This window comes from Aureimonas flava (assembly GCF_003583935.1).
GTDB lineage: Bacteria > Pseudomonadota > Alphaproteobacteria > Rhizobiales > Rhizobiaceae > Aureimonas > Aureimonas flava.
In genome coordinates this window covers 238,736-254,516 of sequence record NZ_QYRN01000007.1, presented here as the reverse complement: position 1 = coordinate 254,516, position 15,781 = coordinate 238,736, and the positions used below count along the sequence as shown (strand labels likewise).

Genomic DNA, 15,781 nt, shown 5'->3' with positions numbered 1-15,781 from the left:
CCTGTACCGATATCGGCATATCCCATGCCGGCGTGAAGGCGGCTAGGCTCCGGGGACTGCGATGCAACATGCCCCTTCCAGCCGGAACCGCCCCATGCCGTCCTCATCGACCCTTTCGCTCGGCGACGCTCCGCTGACGCTCCGCGACGTCGCGGCCATCGCAGCCGGCACGGCGCGGTTCGACCTGTCGGAGGCGGCCCGCGAGCGGGTCGCGGCGGCGCGCCGGGTGGTGGACCGGCTGGTGGACGAGGCGGTCCCGGCCTACGGCATCACCACCGGCGTCGGCAGCCAGAAGGACTTCGCCGTGGATCGGGCGGCGATCGCCTGCTACAACGACATGATGATCACCGGGCATGCGACGCTGGCGCCGGGGCCGGACGCGCCGAAGGCGGTGGTGCGGATCGCCCTGGCCATCCAGCTCTCGCTGTTCGCGCGGGGGCGCTCGGGCGTCCGACCGGTGCTGGTCGAGAGCCTCCTGGAGCGACTGCGCGCCGACGATCTGCCGGGGGCACGGCTCGGATCCTCGGTGGGCGCCTCCGACATCGTCGCCATGAGCCAGCTCGCCGCGCCGCTGATCGGCCGCGCGGGGCTCGGACCCGGCGGACGCGGCCCGCGGCCGCTGGACGGGCTCGCCGCCAAGGAGGCGGTCTCGCTCCTCAATTCCAACAGCCTGATGCTGGCGGAAGGGTGCCTTGCCCTTCTGGAGGCGCGCGCGCTGCTCGACGCGGCCAATCTCGCCGCCGCCTTGTCCATGGAAGGGTTCCGGGGCAACCTGCGCTCGTGGCGCGAGGAGGTCGACCTCGGGCGCGGCCAGCCCGGCCAGATCCGCACCGGACAGGCGCTGAGGGCGGCCCTGCGGGGAAGCCGGCTCCTGCGGGAGGGCGAGGCGCGCTTCCTCCAGGACCCGTTGAGCTTCCGCTGCGTTCCGCAGATCCACGGCGCGGCCGAGGCGGCCTACGCCTTCGCCGAATCGATCTTCACCGCGGAGCTTTCGGCGCTGTGCGACAACCCGATGATCGACGCGGAGACGGGCGAGTTCCTGTCGCACGGCAACATGGAGAGCAGCGCCTGCTGCCTCGCCATGGACACGCTCCGCCTGGCGCTCGCCAAGGTGATCGAGGCGTCCGGCCAGCGCATCCACAAGATCCAGTGGCCGAGCTTCACCGGCCTGCCGACCAGCCTCGCCGCCGAGCCGGGCGCGATCGGCGGCGTCCAATTCCTGAACTTCGGCCATATCGCCGGCGCCAAGGTGAGCGCCGTGCGGCAGGCCGCCGGGCCGGCCCTCCTGAACTATTCCGGCCAGCTCGACGACGGCGTCGAGGATGTCGGCGGCAACGCGCCGCAGTCGATCGCCGAGACCGTGCGCAGCTTCGAGTCCGCCTGGACCGTGGTGGCGCTGGAGACCGCCTGCGCGGTCTGGGCCGTGCATCGCCGCGACGTTCCCGTGGGCGAGATCGGCGAGGGCCTGCGCGCGCTCGCGCAGGGCGTGCGGGACACGCTTCCGATCGGGCGGGAGGGCCAGGCGATCTTCGACCTCGGCCCCGTGGTGGACCTCGTGAAGGCCGCCGGCGGCCATATGCAGCAGGAGGCGTTCTGATGGCCGACCAGAGCTTTCGCGGGGTGCTGGAGCGCCTGGAGGCGGAGGGCGACCTCCACACCGTCCGGCGCACCGTGGATCCCCGCTTCGAGATCGGCGCCGTGCTGGGCCTGCGCCAGTTCGACCGCCCGCAGCTCTTCGCCGATGTTCGCGGCGGCGCGATGCCGATCGTCGGCAATCTCCTGAACACCCGCGAGCGCATCGCCCGGCTCCTCGGCATGGACCGCGCGTCCCTCCCCGACGGCATCCTCCAGGCCCTGCGGCGGCCGATCGCCCCGGTGATGGTGGAGAACGCCCCGGTCCAGGAAGTGGTGCACCGGGGCCCCATCGAGCTCGCCGACATCCTGCCCGTGCCGACCTGGTTCGAGCGCGAGAGCGGCGCCTACGTGACGGCCGGCGTGATCGTCGCCAAGGATCCCGAGACCGGGCGGCGCAACGTCTCCATCGCGCGGATCCGGCTCGACGGCGGCGGCCGGGTCATGCTCGGCATCGCCAAGAACCACCATCTCAACATCATCGCCGAGAAGGCCGCCGCGCGCGGCGAGCGGCTCCCGATCGCGGTGGCGATCGGCACGCATCCGGCCGTGCTGATCGGCAGCCAGATGTATCTCGGCCTCGGCGACGACGAGTACGACGTGGTGGGCGGGCTGCTCGGCGAGCCGCTGGAGCTCGTGCGCTGCCTCACGGTGCCGCTGGAAGTGCCCGCCGGCTCGGAGATCGTGCTGGAGGGCTCGATCGCGGCGAACGAGACCGTCGCCGAAGGGCCGGTGTCCGAGTTCCACGGCTTCTACGTCGACTACGGCCCCGGCACGGGCGGCGTCGTCACCTGCGTCACGCATCGGCGCGAGGCCGTCTACCAGGCCATCCTGCCGGGCTATTTCGCCGAGCACTGCCTGCTGGGCGCCGTCGCCATCGAGGCCACGTGCTGCGACGCGCTGCGGCGCGTCGTCCCGTCGGTGCGGCGCGTGGTGGTCACCGAGGGCGGGATGGGCCGCCTCCACGCGGTGATCGCGATGCACCGGCCGCGCCTCGGCGAGGGCAAGCGCGCCGCGATCCTGGCGATGGGGCAGGTGAACCTCTTCAAGCAGGTGATCGTGGTCGAGGACGACGTCGACCCGGAGGACCCGCGGCAAGTCGAGTGGTCCCTGGCCGCGCGCTTCCGGGGCGACGAGGACCTTCTTGTCCTGCCCGGCGTCAAGGCCGACCGCTGCGATCCGGTCCACCGGGACCTCACGGTCGCCAAGATCGCCATGATCGCCACCACGCGACCCGGCGACGGCGAGCGGGGCAGCCGGTCGGAGCTCCTGGACGCGCCCGCCGAGATCAGCGCCCGCGTGCGGGCCGAGATCGACACCTACTGACAGGAGCCCACGTGCGTCGCCCCCATCGTCTCATCGTCGGCATCAGCGGCGCCTCCGGCTTCGACTACGGCGTGCGCATCCTGGAGATGCTGCGCGCGGCCGGCATCGAGACCCATCTCGTGGTGTCGCGCGGCGCGATCACCGCGATGAAGCACGAGGGCGACCTGACGCTCGGTGCCCTGAAGGAACTGGCCGACCACACGCACGACAACCGCGACATGGCCGCCGCCATCGCCAGCGGCTCCTTCCGCACCGAGGGCATGGTCGTCGCGCCGTGCTCGGCCAAGAGCCTCGCCGAGATCTCGATGGGCCTCGGCGGCACGCTGATCGCCCGCGCCGCCGACGTGGTGCTGAAGGAGCGGCGCCGGCTGGTGGTGCTGTTCCGCGAGACGCCGCTGCATCTCGGCCATTGCCGCAACATGACGCGGCTGACGGAAATGGGCGGCATCGTCATGCCGCCGGTGCCCGCCTTCTATCCGCGCCCGCGCAGCATCGACGAGATCGTCGGCCACACCGCCGCCCGGGTGCTCGACCTCTTCGACATCGACACCGAGCTCGACGGTCGTTGGAAGGGTGGCTGACCACCGAGATGCTTGGCAACGAGGCAGCTTATGTGCCTGAATTATTTTGCGGCAACACCTTGAGGCACGCCGCCATCCGTGGAATTGTATAGACAACGGGTCGGACGAGGTCGAGGCATGATGGATCGTCGAACACGCGCGCCGGGCGCCGTAGGGGGCGCTTCGATGGAAGCGGTGCGGTCATGATCGTCTTCGACGACGTGACCAAGCGCTATCCCGGGGCGGCGGTGGCGGTCGAGGGGCTCTCGCTGGAAGCGCCCAACGGCAAGCTGACGGTGTTCGTCGGCCCCTCGGGCTGCGGCAAGACGACCTCGCTGCGCATGATCAACCGCCTGATCGCGCCGACCTCGGGCTCGATCCTCCTCGACGGGGAGCCGACGGAGCGGATGGACGTGGCGCTGCTGCGCCGGCGCATCGGCTACGTGATCCAGCATGCCGGCCTGTTCCCGCACCGGACCGTGGTGCAGAACATCGCCTCCACGGCGCGTCTCAACGGCGTCGCCAAGGACAAGGCGCTGCGCACCGCGCACGAGCTCCTGGAACGCGTGGGACTGACGCAGGCCTTCGCGCACCGCTATCCCTGGCAGCTCTCGGGTGGCCAGCAGCAGCGCGTCGGCGTCGCGCGGGCGCTCGCCTCCGACCCCAAGTTCATGCTGATGGACGAGCCGTTCAGCGCGGTGGACCCGGTGGTGCGCGGCCAGCTCCAGGACGAGTTCCTGCGGCTCCAGCGCGAGATCGGCAAGACCATCATCATGGTCACCCACGACATCGACGAGGCGCTCAAGCTCGGCGACCAGGTGGCGGTGCTGCGCACGGGCGGCAAGCTCGCCCAGATCGCGAGCCCGCGCGAGCTGCTGGCCCGTCCCGCCGACGCCTTCGTGGCCGACTTCATCGGCCGCGATCGCGGCTACCGCTTCCTGTCCTTCGCTGGTCTCGGCCCCTCGCTGCCGCTGCGCCGCGAGCCGGTGGTGGCGCTCGGCACGCTGCCGGAGGCCGCACGCCAGGTGGCGCTGGACCGCTGGATCCTGGTCGCGGACGCCGCCGGGCGCCCGATCGGCTGGGCCGACCTCGACGCGCAGACCGGCCCCTTGCGCGAAGGCGACCTCAACCTGTCCGGCACGCTCGCCCCGCGCGACGGCACGCTGCGCCACGTGCTCGACGCCGCGCTCAGCGCGCCCTCCGGCCGGGGCGTCGTGGTGGACGCGGCCGACGGCTCGCTGCTCGGCACGATCGGCCTCGGCGAGATCGTGCGCGAGGTGGAGGCCGGGCGCAACGGCACCGGAGGCGTCGCATGAGGTTCGACTGGCTCTGGCGAGAGTCCGGCCGCATCTTCGACCTCTTCCTGTGGCATCTCGGCCTGTCGGTGCTGCCGGTCGCGATTGGCCTGGCGCTGGCGCTGCCGCTGGGCTGGCTCGCCCATCGAGCGGGTCTCTTCCGCGCGGCGCTGCTCGGCCTCTCGGGCCTCCTCTACACGATCCCCTCGCTCGCCCTGTTCGTGCTGCTGCCGCTCGTGCTCGGCACCAAGATCCTCGATCCGCTCAACGTCGTGGTGGCGCTCACGGTCTACTCGCTCGCCCTCCTGGTGCGCACCGTCAGCGACGGGCTGGAATCGGTGCCGCCCGACGTGCTCCAGGCCGCCAGCGCCATGGGCTATCGCGCGCTGCCGCGCTTCGCGCTGGTGGAGCTGCCGCTCGCCGTTCCGGTGATCGCCGCCGGCCTGCGGGTGGCGGTGGTGTCCAACGTGAGCATCGTGTCGGTGGCCGCGCTGGTCGGCACGCCGCAGCTCGGCATGCTGTTCACCCAGGGTCTGCAGCTCCGCTTCCTGACGCCGATCATCGCCGGCATCGTCCTGTGCGTGGTTCTGGCGGCGATCCTGGACGGGCTGGTGCTCCTGGGTGCCCGCCGCCTGACGCCCTGGCAGCCGAGGGAGCGCCGCGCATGATCGCCTGGTTCTCCAATCCAGAGCACTGGCAGGGGCAGCGGGGCGTGCCGACCCTCCTCCTCCAGCACCTCGGCTACAGCGCGACGGCGCTCATCCTCGCCTGCCTGATCGCGCTGCCGGTGGGCCTCTATGTCGGCCACACGCGGCGCGGCGTGGTGGCCGTGGCGGGCCTCGCCAACGCGCTGCGCGCCCTGCCGAGCCTCGGCCTCATCGTGCTTCTGGTGATCCTGTTCGGCCCGGTCTTCGCCTCCGACCTCGCCTTCGTGGTGCCGAGCCTCATCGTGCTGGTGCTGCTGGCGGTGCCGCCGATCATGACCTCGACCTATGCCGGCATCGCCGCCGTGGACCCGGCGGCGGTGGACGCGGCGCGCGGCATGGGCCATCGCCCGCTCGGAATCCTTCTGCGCGTCGAACTGCCCTGCGCCCTGCCGCTGATCTTCTCGGGCCTGCGCAGCGCGACGCTGCAGATCGTCTCCACCGCCACCATCGCCGCCTATGTATCGCTGGGCGGGCTGGGACGCCTCATCATCGACGGCCGCGCCCAGAACGACTACTACCAGATGGCGGCCGGCGCGGTGCTGGTCGGCCTTCTGGCCCTGTGCGTCGATCTCCTGATCGCGCTCGCTTCCCGGCTCGCCGTGTCGCCGGGCCTCACGCGCCGCGAACCCCGGCGCGCGCCCGCCTGACGCATCCGCCTTCCTTTCCACCCCCCACGCGACGGAGACGACAAAATGGCAGTCCGCATGATCCGAACGGCCGGAACCCTGGCGCTTCTGGCGCTGTCCGCGCTTCCCGCGCTCGCCAACGATCCGCTGGCGGCGGACACGCCCGCGCGCACCGACGCGTCGGCGATCATCGTCGGTTCGGCCGACTTCCCCGAAAGCCAGCTCCTGGCGACGATCTACGCCAAGGCGCTGTCCGCCAAGGGCATCGAGACCTCGACCAAGCTGAACATCGGCAGCCGCGAGGTCTACATGCCCGCCCTGCGCGACGGCTCGATCGATCTCCTGCCCGAATATGCCGGCGCCGCGCTGGCCTATCTCGACAAGGACTCGACCGCCCATGCCCCGGACGACGTCGCCGCGGCGCTCAAGGCGGCGCTGCCCGAGGGCGTGTCCATGCTGACCCCGTCGAAGGCGCAGAACTCGGACACGATGGCCGTGACCCGCGCGACGGCCGACAAGTACACGCTCAAGACCATCAGCGACCTGAAGCCGCACGCGGCCGAGATCGTGGTCGGCGGCTCGCCCGAGTGGCAGGCCCGCAAGGAGGGAATGCTGGGTCTGAAGGAGGTCTACGGCCTGGAGTTCAAGTCGTTCAAGCCGCTCGACGTCGGCGGTCCGCTGACCGTCTCGGCGCTGGCGAACGGCCAGGTCCAGGCGGCCGACCTGTTCTCCACCGATCCGGCCATCGCGGCCAACGACTTCGTGACGCTGGTGGACGACAAGAACCTCTTCGCCGCGCAGAACATCGTGCCGATCATGGCGAGCGCCAAGGAGAGCGAGACGGCGACGCAGGTCCTGGACGCCGTGTCCGCCGAGCTCACCACCGAAGACCTCATCCACATGAACGGCCGCCTCGCCGATCACGACAGCATCGACCAGGTGGCCGAGGACTGGCTGGCCGAGCACAAGCTGAACTGACGCGGGCGCGACAAGCGGCTCGGACGACGAAGGGGCGGCTCGCGGGCCGCCCCTTTTTTTGCGTCGCGCGCCCCGCGACCGATCGGCGCATCGCCCGTTCCCGATTTGGGATATGCCGGCCTCGGCTCGCCCCCGCTAGGCTTCCGGGCGTCGCGGCCGCCCGCCGCCCGCCCCCCATCGAATGCGCAGGCTTCCATGACCATCCCCATTCCGCTCGACGGGTCGGTGCTCGGCTTCTCTCACCTCGGACGGATCGGCGCGGGCTGCGCCGTGGCGCCGAGCGCGGAGGGAATGGACAGGGTGCGGCACGGCCGCGCCATCCTGGAGCGCGGCCTCGCCTCCGGCCAGCCGATCTACGGCACCAACACGGGCGTCGGCGGCATGAAGGACAAGGACTGGCGCGACGACGAACTGGCCGAATTCAACCTCGGCCTCGTTCGATCGCACCATTTCGGCACCGGAGCGCCGTTCCCGAACGCCACCGTGCGCAAGGCCATCGCCATCCGCATCAACACGGCGCTCACCGGCACCGTGGGCTGCAGCCCGCAGCTCGTGGACGCCTTCGTGGACCTCCTGAACGCCGACATCATCCCGATCGTCCGCCGCACCGGATCGATCGGCTGCGCTGACATCGGGCTGATGGGCCAGATCGGCGCGGTGCTGACGGGCGTCGGCGAGGTCAGCCATCGCGGCGCGCGGCGCGACGCGGCCGAGGTGCTGGCCGAGCTCGGCCGCGCCCCGCTGGTCTTCGCCCCGCGCGACGCGCTGGCCGCGCTGGCCGTGAACGCGATCGGCTACGCCGCCGCCGCCGTGGCGCTGCGCAGCGCGGCGCGGGCGGTCCGCGTCCTGATGGCGGTCGGCCTGTTCTCGTCGGCGACGTTGGGCGCCTCGCGCGCGCCGTGGCGCTCGGCCGCCCATATCGGCACGCGGATGCAGACCGACGTCGGCCGCTGGCTGTGCGAGGCCTCGCGGGACTGGCCCTGGCACGACGCCTCCAACGTGCAGGATCCGCTGAGCCTGCGCATGATGCCGCAGATCTTCGGCACCACGCTGTCGACCCTGATGCATGCCGGCCAGGCCGTCCTGAACATGACGGCGCGCAGCGACGACAACCCGGTCGTGGTGGAGGACGAGGTCCTGACGTCGGGCGGCTCGCTGCCGGCGGACGTGGCCATCGTGGTGCAGTCCTGCCAGCTCACCCTGGCCCACATCGCCCGCAACGTCTTCAACCGATGCGTGATCCTGGTCAGCGGCGGCCGGCGCGGGCTGCCGGTCAACCTCGTGCCCGAGGGCGTCGTCGCCACGGGCTTCGGGCCGGCGCTGAAGCTGATGGGCGACCTCTACATGCGCGTCCTGTCGATGACCGCGCCGCTCTCGCCGCAGTCTCTGGTGGTGGCCAACGGCGCCGAGGACGAGGCGGCCTTCCTGCCGCTGATCGTCGAGCGCCTGGAGCGCCAGGTCCGCGCGCTCTGGCGCATGGCGGCGCTGGAGGCCCTTCTCGCCGCGCAGGCGGCCGACGTGCTGGACGACGGGTCGGAGGGGCTCGCCCTCCAAATCCGCGGCCTCGTGCGCCGGCATTCCGCCTTCTACCGCGCCGACCGCCCGCTGTCCTCCGAGGTCGAAGAGATCGAGACCGAGATCAGCTCGTCCGGCTTCATCCTCCAGCTCGTGGACCTCGCCTCGGTGGAGGAGTTCGACCGCTTCTTCGCGATCTCGTCCGACGTGGCCGGCGGATCATGAGGCCGGGGCGCGCGGCGAGGGCTCCGCTTCGATGAGCCGGTGCGCCTCCAGGATGGCGAGCGCGGTGCGCATGGCGCCGTCCGCGACGCCCGACCGGCTCTGCACCAGCGACAGGAACATGTCGTAGCCCTCGTCCAGGACGGTGGAGGACACGTGGGGCTCCAGCCCCGCCAGCGAGGACACGGGCAGGACCGAGACGTGCGCGTGCTCGGCCACGAGGCTGGCGATCACCGGCAGCATGTCCACCTCGGTCACCGCGACGCGCCGGCGGGGGGCCCCGGCTCCGGCCAGCGCGTTCTCCACCAGCATGTCGATCCTCTGGCGCAACCCGTTGCGCAGGCTGGGCGCGGCGACCGGCGCGTTGGCCAGGAGATCGGCGAGGCCGCCCGCGTGGCGCGCCGCCAGCTCGAACGAGCTGACCACCGCGAGCGGCGAGCGCGACACCACCGTGCCCTGCATCTCCTCCGGCACCGCCTGCGTGTCGAGCAGCGCCAGGTCGTACTGTCCGGTGCGCAGGCCCGCGATCAGCTCCTCGGCCGTGCCCGCCGAAACGAAGAGCTGGAGTCCCGGCCGCCGCTTCGGCCATTCCGCCACCAGGAGCGCCAGCATCCGGGACAGGCGGCTCTCGAAGCCGAGCGCGTTCACGGCGCCGAGGCGGATGCGCGTGCTGTCGCGCCGGAAACGCTCGGACGAGCCGTTGTTGACGGCGAGCCACTGCGCCTCGATCTCCTCGGCGAGCGGCAGGAGCCGTCGTCCGAGCACCGTCGGCTCGACGCCCGTGCGCCGCCGTGTGAACAGCGCACCGCCCACCGCCGCCTCGAACTGCTTCATCTGCCGCGTGAGCTGCGGTTGCCCGAGGCCGGTGGCGATCGCGGCGCTGCGGATGCTGCCGTGCCGGCAGATGGCGAGGAAGCGCAGCACCATCGACACGGACACCGCCGGGCGGAGGGGCTTCGCCTCGTTCCCCGTCCCGGTCGCCCCGTCCGTGCCGTTGCTGTCGCCGCCCAGCGTTTCGACCGCCGCGCCGAGCTCGGCGAGCCGGCCGAGCGGCCCGACCAGCCGGCGCCCCTCCAGCGTGAGCAGCAGGCGCGTGCCCGAGAACGACACGAGCTCCGTGGCGATGCGCGACTGGAACCGGTTCAGGGCGGCGGCCACCGTCGAGGCCGGGCAGCCGAGGTCCTGTGCCGCCGCGCGGATGCCGCCCGAGGTCAGGACACGATGCACGAGGGCGAAGTTGTCGATGTTCATCCCGCCCCTCCTCCCATTGCCTCGAGCCTTGAGCCTCTCGCCGCTACCGGGCGGCATGGCGCGTCCAAGAAATGAGATATCCCAGGCGATCGCCGATTTACATAGGCTTTCGCGAGCCCACCGGGACCGCCTCGGCCCCGACGTCAGCCGCCGCCGGCCTTCCCTGTCCTCCTGGGACCGAAGCCGGCGGCCTTGCGCAGGAGAGCCCGTCCTTGTCCGATTTCGATCTCGTTCTTCGCGGCCGCCTCGTGCTGCCCGACCGGGTGGTCCCCTCCGGTTTCGTGGCGGTGCGCGACGGCCTCGTCGCCCTTCTCGGCCAGGGCGCGATGCCCGCGGCCCGCGAGCGCCACGACCTCGGCGAGGCGCTGATCATGCCCGGAGCGGTGGATGCGCAGGTGCATTCGCTCAGCCAGAAGGATCAGGAGGACTTCGACTGGTCCACCCGCGCGGCCGCGGCCGGCGGCGTCACCACCATCGTCGACATGCCCTACGACGAGGGTCATCTCGTCGCCTCCGCCGGGGCGGTTCGCGCCAAGGCCGAGCACGCCGGGCGGCTGGCCCGCGTCGACTTCGCGCTCTACGGCACGATCGACCCCACGGAAGGGGCGGCACGGATCGCCGAGCAGGCCGAGGCCGGCGTCGCCGCCTTCAAGTTCTCCACCTTCGGGACCGACCCCAAGCGGTTCCCGCGTATTCCTCCGGCCCTGATGGCCGAGTGCTTCGCGGCCGTGGCCCGCACCGGGCTGGCGGCCGGCGTGCACAACGAGAGCGACGAATACGTGCGCGCCGCGATGGAGGAGGTCCGGCGCGCCGGCATCACCGACTATCGCGCCCACGGCCTGTCGCGCCCGCCGCTCAGCGAGCTACTGGCGATGCTCGAGATCTTCGAGATCGGCGCGGCGACGGGCTGCCCGGCGCATGTGGTGCACTGCTCGCTGGCGCGCGGCTACGAGATCGCCGAGGCCTATCGCGCCCAGGGACACGCCGCCAGCGTGGAATGCCTGATCCACTACCTGACGCTGGACGAGGAGAACGACGCGCGGCGCCTCGGCGGGCGCTCCAAGTGCAACCCGCCCCTGCGCCCGCGCGCCGAGGTCGAGGCCCTATGGCGCGCCCTGGCCGCCGGCCGGGTCACGCTCCTCTCCACCGACCACGTGAGCTGGTCGCTGGACCGCAAGAGCGACCCGGACATGCTGGCCAACGCGTCGGGCCTGCCGGGCCTCGAAACCATGATGCCGCTCTTCGTCAAGGGCGCCCTGGAACGGGGCATCTCCTTGAGCTGGGGCGCCCGGCTCATGGCCGCCAACCCGGCCCGCCACTTCCGCATCGACCACGTCAAGGGCGCGCTGACGCCCGGCCGGCACGCCGACATCGCGGTGCTGACGCCCGAGCCCTTCGTGTTCGAGGCCGCCAGGACCGGGCACAGCGTGTCGGGATGGTCGCCCTACGACGGCATGACCCTTCCCTACCGCGTCGCGGCCACCTATGCCCGGGGCCGGCTGGCCTTCGACGGCGCCACGGTGCTGGCCGAGCCCGGCCGGGGCGCCTTCGTCCGGCCGGAACCGGCCGTGCCGCTCCAGCCTTCCGAAGGGAGCCACGCATGAAGAGCCTCGGCAATCTCGGCGTCTCCGCCGCCCGCATCGAGGACGACATCGCGGCGCTCGCGGCGATCACGGATCCGGACCGCCCCTACACCCGCCGAGCCTTCACGCCGCGCCACGCCGAGGGTCGCGACTACCTGCGACGCCGCTTCGAGGCGGCCGGCCTCGCCACCACGATCGACGCCTCGGGCAACCTGATCGGGCGCCGCCCCGGCGCCAGCCCCGGCCGGGGGACGATCATGCTCGGCTCGCATTCCGACACCGTGCCGGACGGCGGCCGCTTCGACGGCATCGCCGGCGTGATCGCGGCGCTGGAGGTGGCCCGCGCGCTGCACGACGGCGGCATCGCGCTGGACCACGACCTCGAGGTGGTCGACTTCCTGGCCGAGGAGGTCTCGATCTTCGGCGTCTCCTGCGTCGGCAGCCGGGGCATGGCCGGCGTGCGGCCGCCCGAATGGCTGTCGCGGCGCCAGGGCGACCAGACGCTGGAACAGGGCATCGCCGAGGCCGGCGGCGACCCGCACCAAGTCGCCCGGCGCGAGGACGTGGCGGCCTTCCTGGAGCTGCACATCGAGCAGGGAACCGTGCTGGAGGCCGCCGGCCTCGACATCGGCGTGGTGACCGCCATCACCGGCATCGCGCGGATCGAGATCGTCCTCGAAGGCCGAGCCGACCACGCGGGCACGACGCCCATGGGGCGGCGCCGCGACGCGCTGGTCGCCGCCGCGCGGCTCGTCACCGCGATCGAGGCGGAGGCGACGCGCCTGGCCGCGGGCCCGCGCTACTTCGCGGCCACGGTGGGCGAGTTCGAGATGCTGCCGAACGCGGCCAACGTGGTGCCCTCTCACGTGCGCCTGCTGATCGACGCGCGCTCGCAGGACGCCGGCGACCTTGCCGACTTCTCGGCGGCGATCGAGGCCCATGCGGACGCGCTCGCCGAGGCGACGCAGGTCTCGATCGCGAGCCGTCGCATCTCCGACGCGGGCGCCGTGCCGATGGACGCGGGCGTCGTGTCGGCGCTCGACGACGCCGTGGGGGCGATCGGGGCGACCGGGTGCCGCCTCGCGTCCGGCGCCGGCCACGACGCCGCGTTCCTGGCGCGCATCAGCCGCGCCGGCATGGTCTTCGTGCCATGCCGGGACGGGCGCAGCCACGCGCCGGAGGAGTGGGCGGAGACGGACGCCATCGCCCTCGGGGCGGCGGTTCTCCTGAAGACGGTGCAGACCCTGGACACGCAAGGGAAGGGACAGGCCGATGGGTCGCATTCTGGTTGAACGGGACGTCGAGGCCGCCGTGCGCGGCGGCTCGGTCTATGCCGCCGGCGGCGGCGGCTGGGCGGACCACGGCCGCATGCTGGGGCGCGCCGCCGTCTCGATCGGGCGGCCCGAGCTGGTGGACGTGTCGGAGCTCTCGCCGGACGACTGGGTGGCCACTGCCGCCGCGATCGGCGCCCCGGCCTCCACCACGCCCTGGGAGATGCGCGGCGTCGACTACGTGCGCGCGGTGGAGCTCCTGCAGGACGCGCTGGGCGAGAAGGTCGCCGCGCTGATGGTCGGGCAGAACGGCAAGTCCTCGACGCTGAACGGCTGGCTCCCCTCCGCGATCCTCGGCCTCAAGGTGCTCGACGCGGTGGGCGACATACGCGCCCACCCCACCGGCGACATGGGCTCGATCGGCATGGCCGGCTCGCCCGAGCCGATGATCCAGACGGCGGCGGGCGGCAACCGCGCCGAGAACCGCTACATCGAGCTGGTGACGCGCGGCGCGACCGCCAAGGTCTCGCCCATCCTGCGCACCGCGGCCGACCAGTCGGGCGGCTTCATCGCCTCGTGCCGCAACCCGCTGCGCGCCTCCTACGTGGCGGCCAACGCGGCGCTGGGCGGCATCGGCCGGGCCCTGGCCCTCGGCGAGGCGATGCTGGCGGCCGAGGCGCGCGGCGGGCACGCCGTTCTCGATGCCATCGCCGCCGCCACCGGCGGCACGTTCCTGGCCGAGGCCGAGGTCAGCGAGAAGTCGGTGGTCTACACCGCCGAGGCGTTCGACGTCGGCACCGTGCGGCTCGGGCGCGGCGCGGGCGCGCTGACCCTTCATGTGATGAACGAGTACATGGCGGTGGACGACGCGGACGGGCGACGCGTCGCGACGTTCCCCGACGTCCTCACCACCCTGTCGCCGGACGGCGAGGCGCTCAGCGTCGGCCAGCTCGAGGTGGGCATGCCGGTGTTCCTGCTCCACGTGCCGAAGGCGCTGCTGCCGCTGTCCTCCAGCGTCAAGGATCCGGCGGTCTATCCCGTGGTGGAGGCCGCCCTCGGCATCCCCATCGCCGCCCACGCGCTCGCCCCCTGACCGGGCCGCGCACGAGCCACCCCCCGAGACCGTCCGACCCGAGCGAGCCGCCCATGCCCCGAGACAATCCACGCCACCCGCGCTTTCCCATTCCGGGCGGTCCCGAGCTGCGGGCCCGGGGCTGGCGCCAGGAGGCGCTGCTGCGCCTCCTGGAGAACGTCCTGTCGGTGGGCGAGGACCCCGACAACCTCGTGGTCTACGCCGCGCTCGGCAAGGCCGCGCGCAACTGGGACGCCCATGCCGCGATCGTGCGCACGCTGACCGAGATGGACGAGGACCAGACGCTGGTGATCCAGTCGGGCAAGCCGGTGGCGCTGCTGCGCACCCATGCCGAGGCCCCGCTCGTGATCATGGCGAACTGCAACCTCGTCGGGCAGTGGGCGCGGGCCGAGGTGTTCTACGAGCTGGAGCGCAAGGGGCTGATCTGCTGGGGCGGGCTCACGGCCGGGGCCTGGCAGTACATCGGCAGCCAGGGCGTGATCCAGGGCACCTACGAGATCTTCATGCGCATCGCGGAGGCGCGCTTCGGCGGCTCGCTCGCCGGGCGCTTCGTGCTGACCGCCGGGCTCGGCGGCATGGGCGGCGCGCAGCCGCTGGCCGGGCGCATGGCCGGCGCGGCGATCCTGGTGGTGGACGTCGACCCCGACCGCGTGGAGACGCGCCGCGCCATCGGCTTCCTCGACACGGTCGCCCCCGATCTCGACTCCGCCCTCCAGCTGATCGGAGAGGCCCAGGCGCAGGACCGCGCCCTCTCGGTCGGCCTCGTCGGCAACGCGGCCGACGTCTATCCGGCGATCGCCGCGCGCGGCGTCGTGCCCGACATCGTCACCGACCAGACCTCGGCGCACGACCTCGTCTACGGCTACGTGCCGAGCGGCATGAGCCCCGCCGACGTGCGCCGGCTGCGAGTCGAGGGGCAGGGCCAGCTCATGGCGGCGGGTCGTGCCTCGATCGGCCGCCAGGTGCGCGCCATGCTGGAGTTCCGGGCCGCGGGCGCGGAGGTGTTCGACAACGGAAACCTGATCCGCACCCAGGCCCGCGAGGCGGGCGTCGCCGACGCCTTCGACATCCCGGTGTTCACCGAGGCCTATCTGCGACCGCTCTTCTGCCAGGGCATAGGGCCGTTCCGCTGGATGGCGCTGTCGGGCGAGGAGAGCGACATCGCGCGGATCGACGACCTGGTTCTGGAGCTGTTCCCCGACAACCGGATCGTCAGCAACTGGATCCGCCTCGCGCGGGCCCAGGTCCCCTTCGAGGGCCTTCCCGCGCGCATCGCCTGGCTCGGCCACGGCGAGCGCACGCGTCTCGCCCTCGCCGTCAACGACCTCGTGCGCGACGGCGCGTTGAAGGGACCGGTCGCCTTCTCGCGCGACCATCTCGACGCCGGCGCGATGGCCCATCCCAACATCATGACGGAGAACCTGCGCGACGGGTCCGACGCGATCGCCGACTGGCCGCTCCTCGACGCCATGGTGCTCTGCGCCTCCAAGGCCGATCTCGTGGCGCTCCATTCGGGCGGCGGCGGATATGCCGGCTACATGACCAGCGCCGGGGTCACGGTGGTGGCCGACGGCACGCCCGCCGCCGCCGACCGGCTGGACCGGTCGATCACCAACGACACCTCGCTCGGCATCGTGCGCTATGCCGACGCCGGCTACGAGGACGCGCGGGACGCGGCCGACCGGGCGGGCCTCCTGCGGCCCTGAAGCGGGCGATCCCGGC

At 72.4% G+C, this 15,781-nt stretch carries 13 protein-coding genes; 12 read left to right on the top strand and 1 reads right to left on the bottom strand.

Annotation, left to right across the window (positions count from 1 at the left end):
* Positions 1-94: 94 nt before the first annotated feature.
* The 8 genes from D3218_RS14645 to D3218_RS14610 all read left to right on the top strand — a co-directional run bounded on the left by D3218_RS14645 (position 95) and on the right by D3218_RS14610 (position 8,864).
* The gene (locus D3218_RS14645; RefSeq protein ID WP_168990535.1) at positions 95-1,597 is read left to right on the top strand and encodes an aromatic amino acid lyase; all 1,503 of its coding nucleotides are present in this window, start codon (positions 95-97) and stop codon (positions 1,595-1,597) included.
* Entirely contained in the window at positions 1,597-2,958 is a 1,362-nt protein-coding gene (locus tag D3218_RS14640; RefSeq protein ID WP_119540831.1) for a UbiD family decarboxylase, read from the top strand. The genes D3218_RS14645 and D3218_RS14640 overlap by 1 nt, the downstream gene beginning before the upstream one ends.
* Positions 2,959-2,969: 11 nt before the next feature.
* Positions 2,970-3,539, top strand: coding sequence for a UbiX family flavin prenyltransferase (locus tag D3218_RS14635; protein WP_119540830.1), 570 nt, complete (start codon positions 2,970-2,972; stop codon positions 3,537-3,539).
* Positions 3,540-3,721: 182 nt separating this feature from the next.
* Positions 3,722-4,834, top strand: coding sequence for an ABC transporter ATP-binding protein (locus tag D3218_RS14630; RefSeq protein WP_119540829.1), 1,113 nt, complete (start codon positions 3,722-3,724; stop codon positions 4,832-4,834).
* The gene (locus D3218_RS14625; protein WP_119540828.1) at positions 4,831-5,481 is read left to right on the top strand and encodes an ABC transporter permease; all 651 of its coding nucleotides are present in this window, start codon (positions 4,831-4,833) and stop codon (positions 5,479-5,481) included. The genes D3218_RS14630 and D3218_RS14625 overlap by 4 nt, the downstream gene beginning before the upstream one ends.
* The gene (locus D3218_RS14620; RefSeq protein WP_119540827.1) at positions 5,478-6,167 is read left to right on the top strand and encodes an ABC transporter permease; all 690 of its coding nucleotides are present in this window, start codon (positions 5,478-5,480) and stop codon (positions 6,165-6,167) included. The genes D3218_RS14625 and D3218_RS14620 overlap by 4 nt, the downstream gene beginning before the upstream one ends.
* 45 nt (positions 6,168-6,212) lie before the next feature.
* Positions 6,213-7,124, top strand: coding sequence for an ABC transporter substrate-binding protein (locus D3218_RS14615; protein ID WP_119540826.1), 912 nt, complete (start codon positions 6,213-6,215; stop codon positions 7,122-7,124).
* Between the two features lie 195 nt (positions 7,125-7,319).
* Positions 7,320-8,864, top strand: a complete 1,545-nt coding sequence (locus D3218_RS14610) for an aromatic amino acid lyase (protein ID WP_119540825.1) — start codon at positions 7,320-7,322, stop codon at positions 8,862-8,864.
* Here the strand turns inward: D3218_RS14610 and D3218_RS14605 are convergent.
* Positions 8,859-10,112 (bottom strand): LysR family transcriptional regulator, encoded by a 1,254-nt coding sequence (locus tag D3218_RS14605; RefSeq protein ID WP_168990534.1) that lies wholly within the window; start codon positions 10,110-10,112, stop codon positions 8,859-8,861. The genes D3218_RS14610 and D3218_RS14605 overlap by 6 nt on opposite strands.
* 212 nt (positions 10,113-10,324) lie before the next feature.
* Between D3218_RS14605 and D3218_RS14600 the strand changes: the two genes are divergently transcribed.
* The 4 genes from D3218_RS14600 to D3218_RS14585 are packed head-to-tail and all read left to right on the top strand — an operon-like array spanning position 10,325 to position 15,765.
* Positions 10,325-11,716, top strand: a complete 1,392-nt coding sequence (locus D3218_RS14600; protein WP_119540823.1) for a dihydroorotase — start codon at positions 10,325-10,327, stop codon at positions 11,714-11,716.
* Entirely contained in the window at positions 11,713-12,987 is a 1,275-nt protein-coding gene (locus D3218_RS14595; RefSeq protein ID WP_119540822.1) for a Zn-dependent hydrolase, read from the top strand. Before D3218_RS14600 ends, D3218_RS14595 begins: the two co-directional genes overlap by 4 nt.
* A complete protein-coding gene (locus D3218_RS14590) occupies positions 12,968-14,059 on the top strand; it encodes a thiohydantoin desulfurase (RefSeq protein WP_119540821.1) in 1,092 nt (363 codons plus the stop codon). The genes D3218_RS14595 and D3218_RS14590 overlap by 20 nt, the downstream gene beginning before the upstream one ends.
* Positions 14,060-14,112: 53 nt before the next feature.
* Positions 14,113-15,765 (top strand): thiourocanate hydratase, encoded by a 1,653-nt coding sequence (locus tag D3218_RS14585; protein WP_119540820.1) that lies wholly within the window; start codon positions 14,113-14,115, stop codon positions 15,763-15,765.
* Positions 15,766-15,781 lie beyond the last annotated feature (16 nt).

Excerpts from the sequence above, each read along its gene's own strand:
- D3218_RS14620 (WP_119540827.1), top strand. The coding sequence starts at position 5,478 with ATGATCGCCTGGTTCTCCAATCCAGAGCACTGGCAGGGGCAGCGGGGC.
- D3218_RS14630 (WP_119540829.1), top strand. The coding sequence starts at position 3,722 with ATGATCGTCTTCGACGACGTGACCAAGCGCTATCCCGGGGCGGCGGTG.
- D3218_RS14590 (WP_119540821.1), top strand. The coding sequence starts at position 12,968 with ATGGGTCGCATTCTGGTTGAACGGGACGTCGAGGCCGCCGTGCGCGGC.
- D3218_RS14605 (WP_168990534.1), bottom strand. The coding sequence starts at position 10,112 with ATGAACATCGACAACTTCGCCCTCGTGCATCGTGTCCTGACCTCGGGC.
- D3218_RS14595 (WP_119540822.1), top strand. The coding sequence starts at position 11,713 with ATGAAGAGCCTCGGCAATCTCGGCGTCTCCGCCGCCCGCATCGAGGAC.
- D3218_RS14645 (WP_168990535.1), top strand. The coding sequence starts at position 95 with ATGCCGTCCTCATCGACCCTTTCGCTCGGCGACGCTCCGCTGACGCTC.
- D3218_RS14640 (WP_119540831.1), top strand. The coding sequence starts at position 1,597 with ATGGCCGACCAGAGCTTTCGCGGGGTGCTGGAGCGCCTGGAGGCGGAG.
- D3218_RS14615 (WP_119540826.1), top strand. The coding sequence starts at position 6,213 with ATGGCAGTCCGCATGATCCGAACGGCCGGAACCCTGGCGCTTCTGGCG.
- D3218_RS14625 (WP_119540828.1), top strand. The coding sequence starts at position 4,831 with ATGAGGTTCGACTGGCTCTGGCGAGAGTCCGGCCGCATCTTCGACCTC.
- D3218_RS14610 (WP_119540825.1), top strand. The coding sequence starts at position 7,320 with ATGACCATCCCCATTCCGCTCGACGGGTCGGTGCTCGGCTTCTCTCAC.
- D3218_RS14585 (WP_119540820.1), top strand. The coding sequence starts at position 14,113 with ATGCCCCGAGACAATCCACGCCACCCGCGCTTTCCCATTCCGGGCGGT.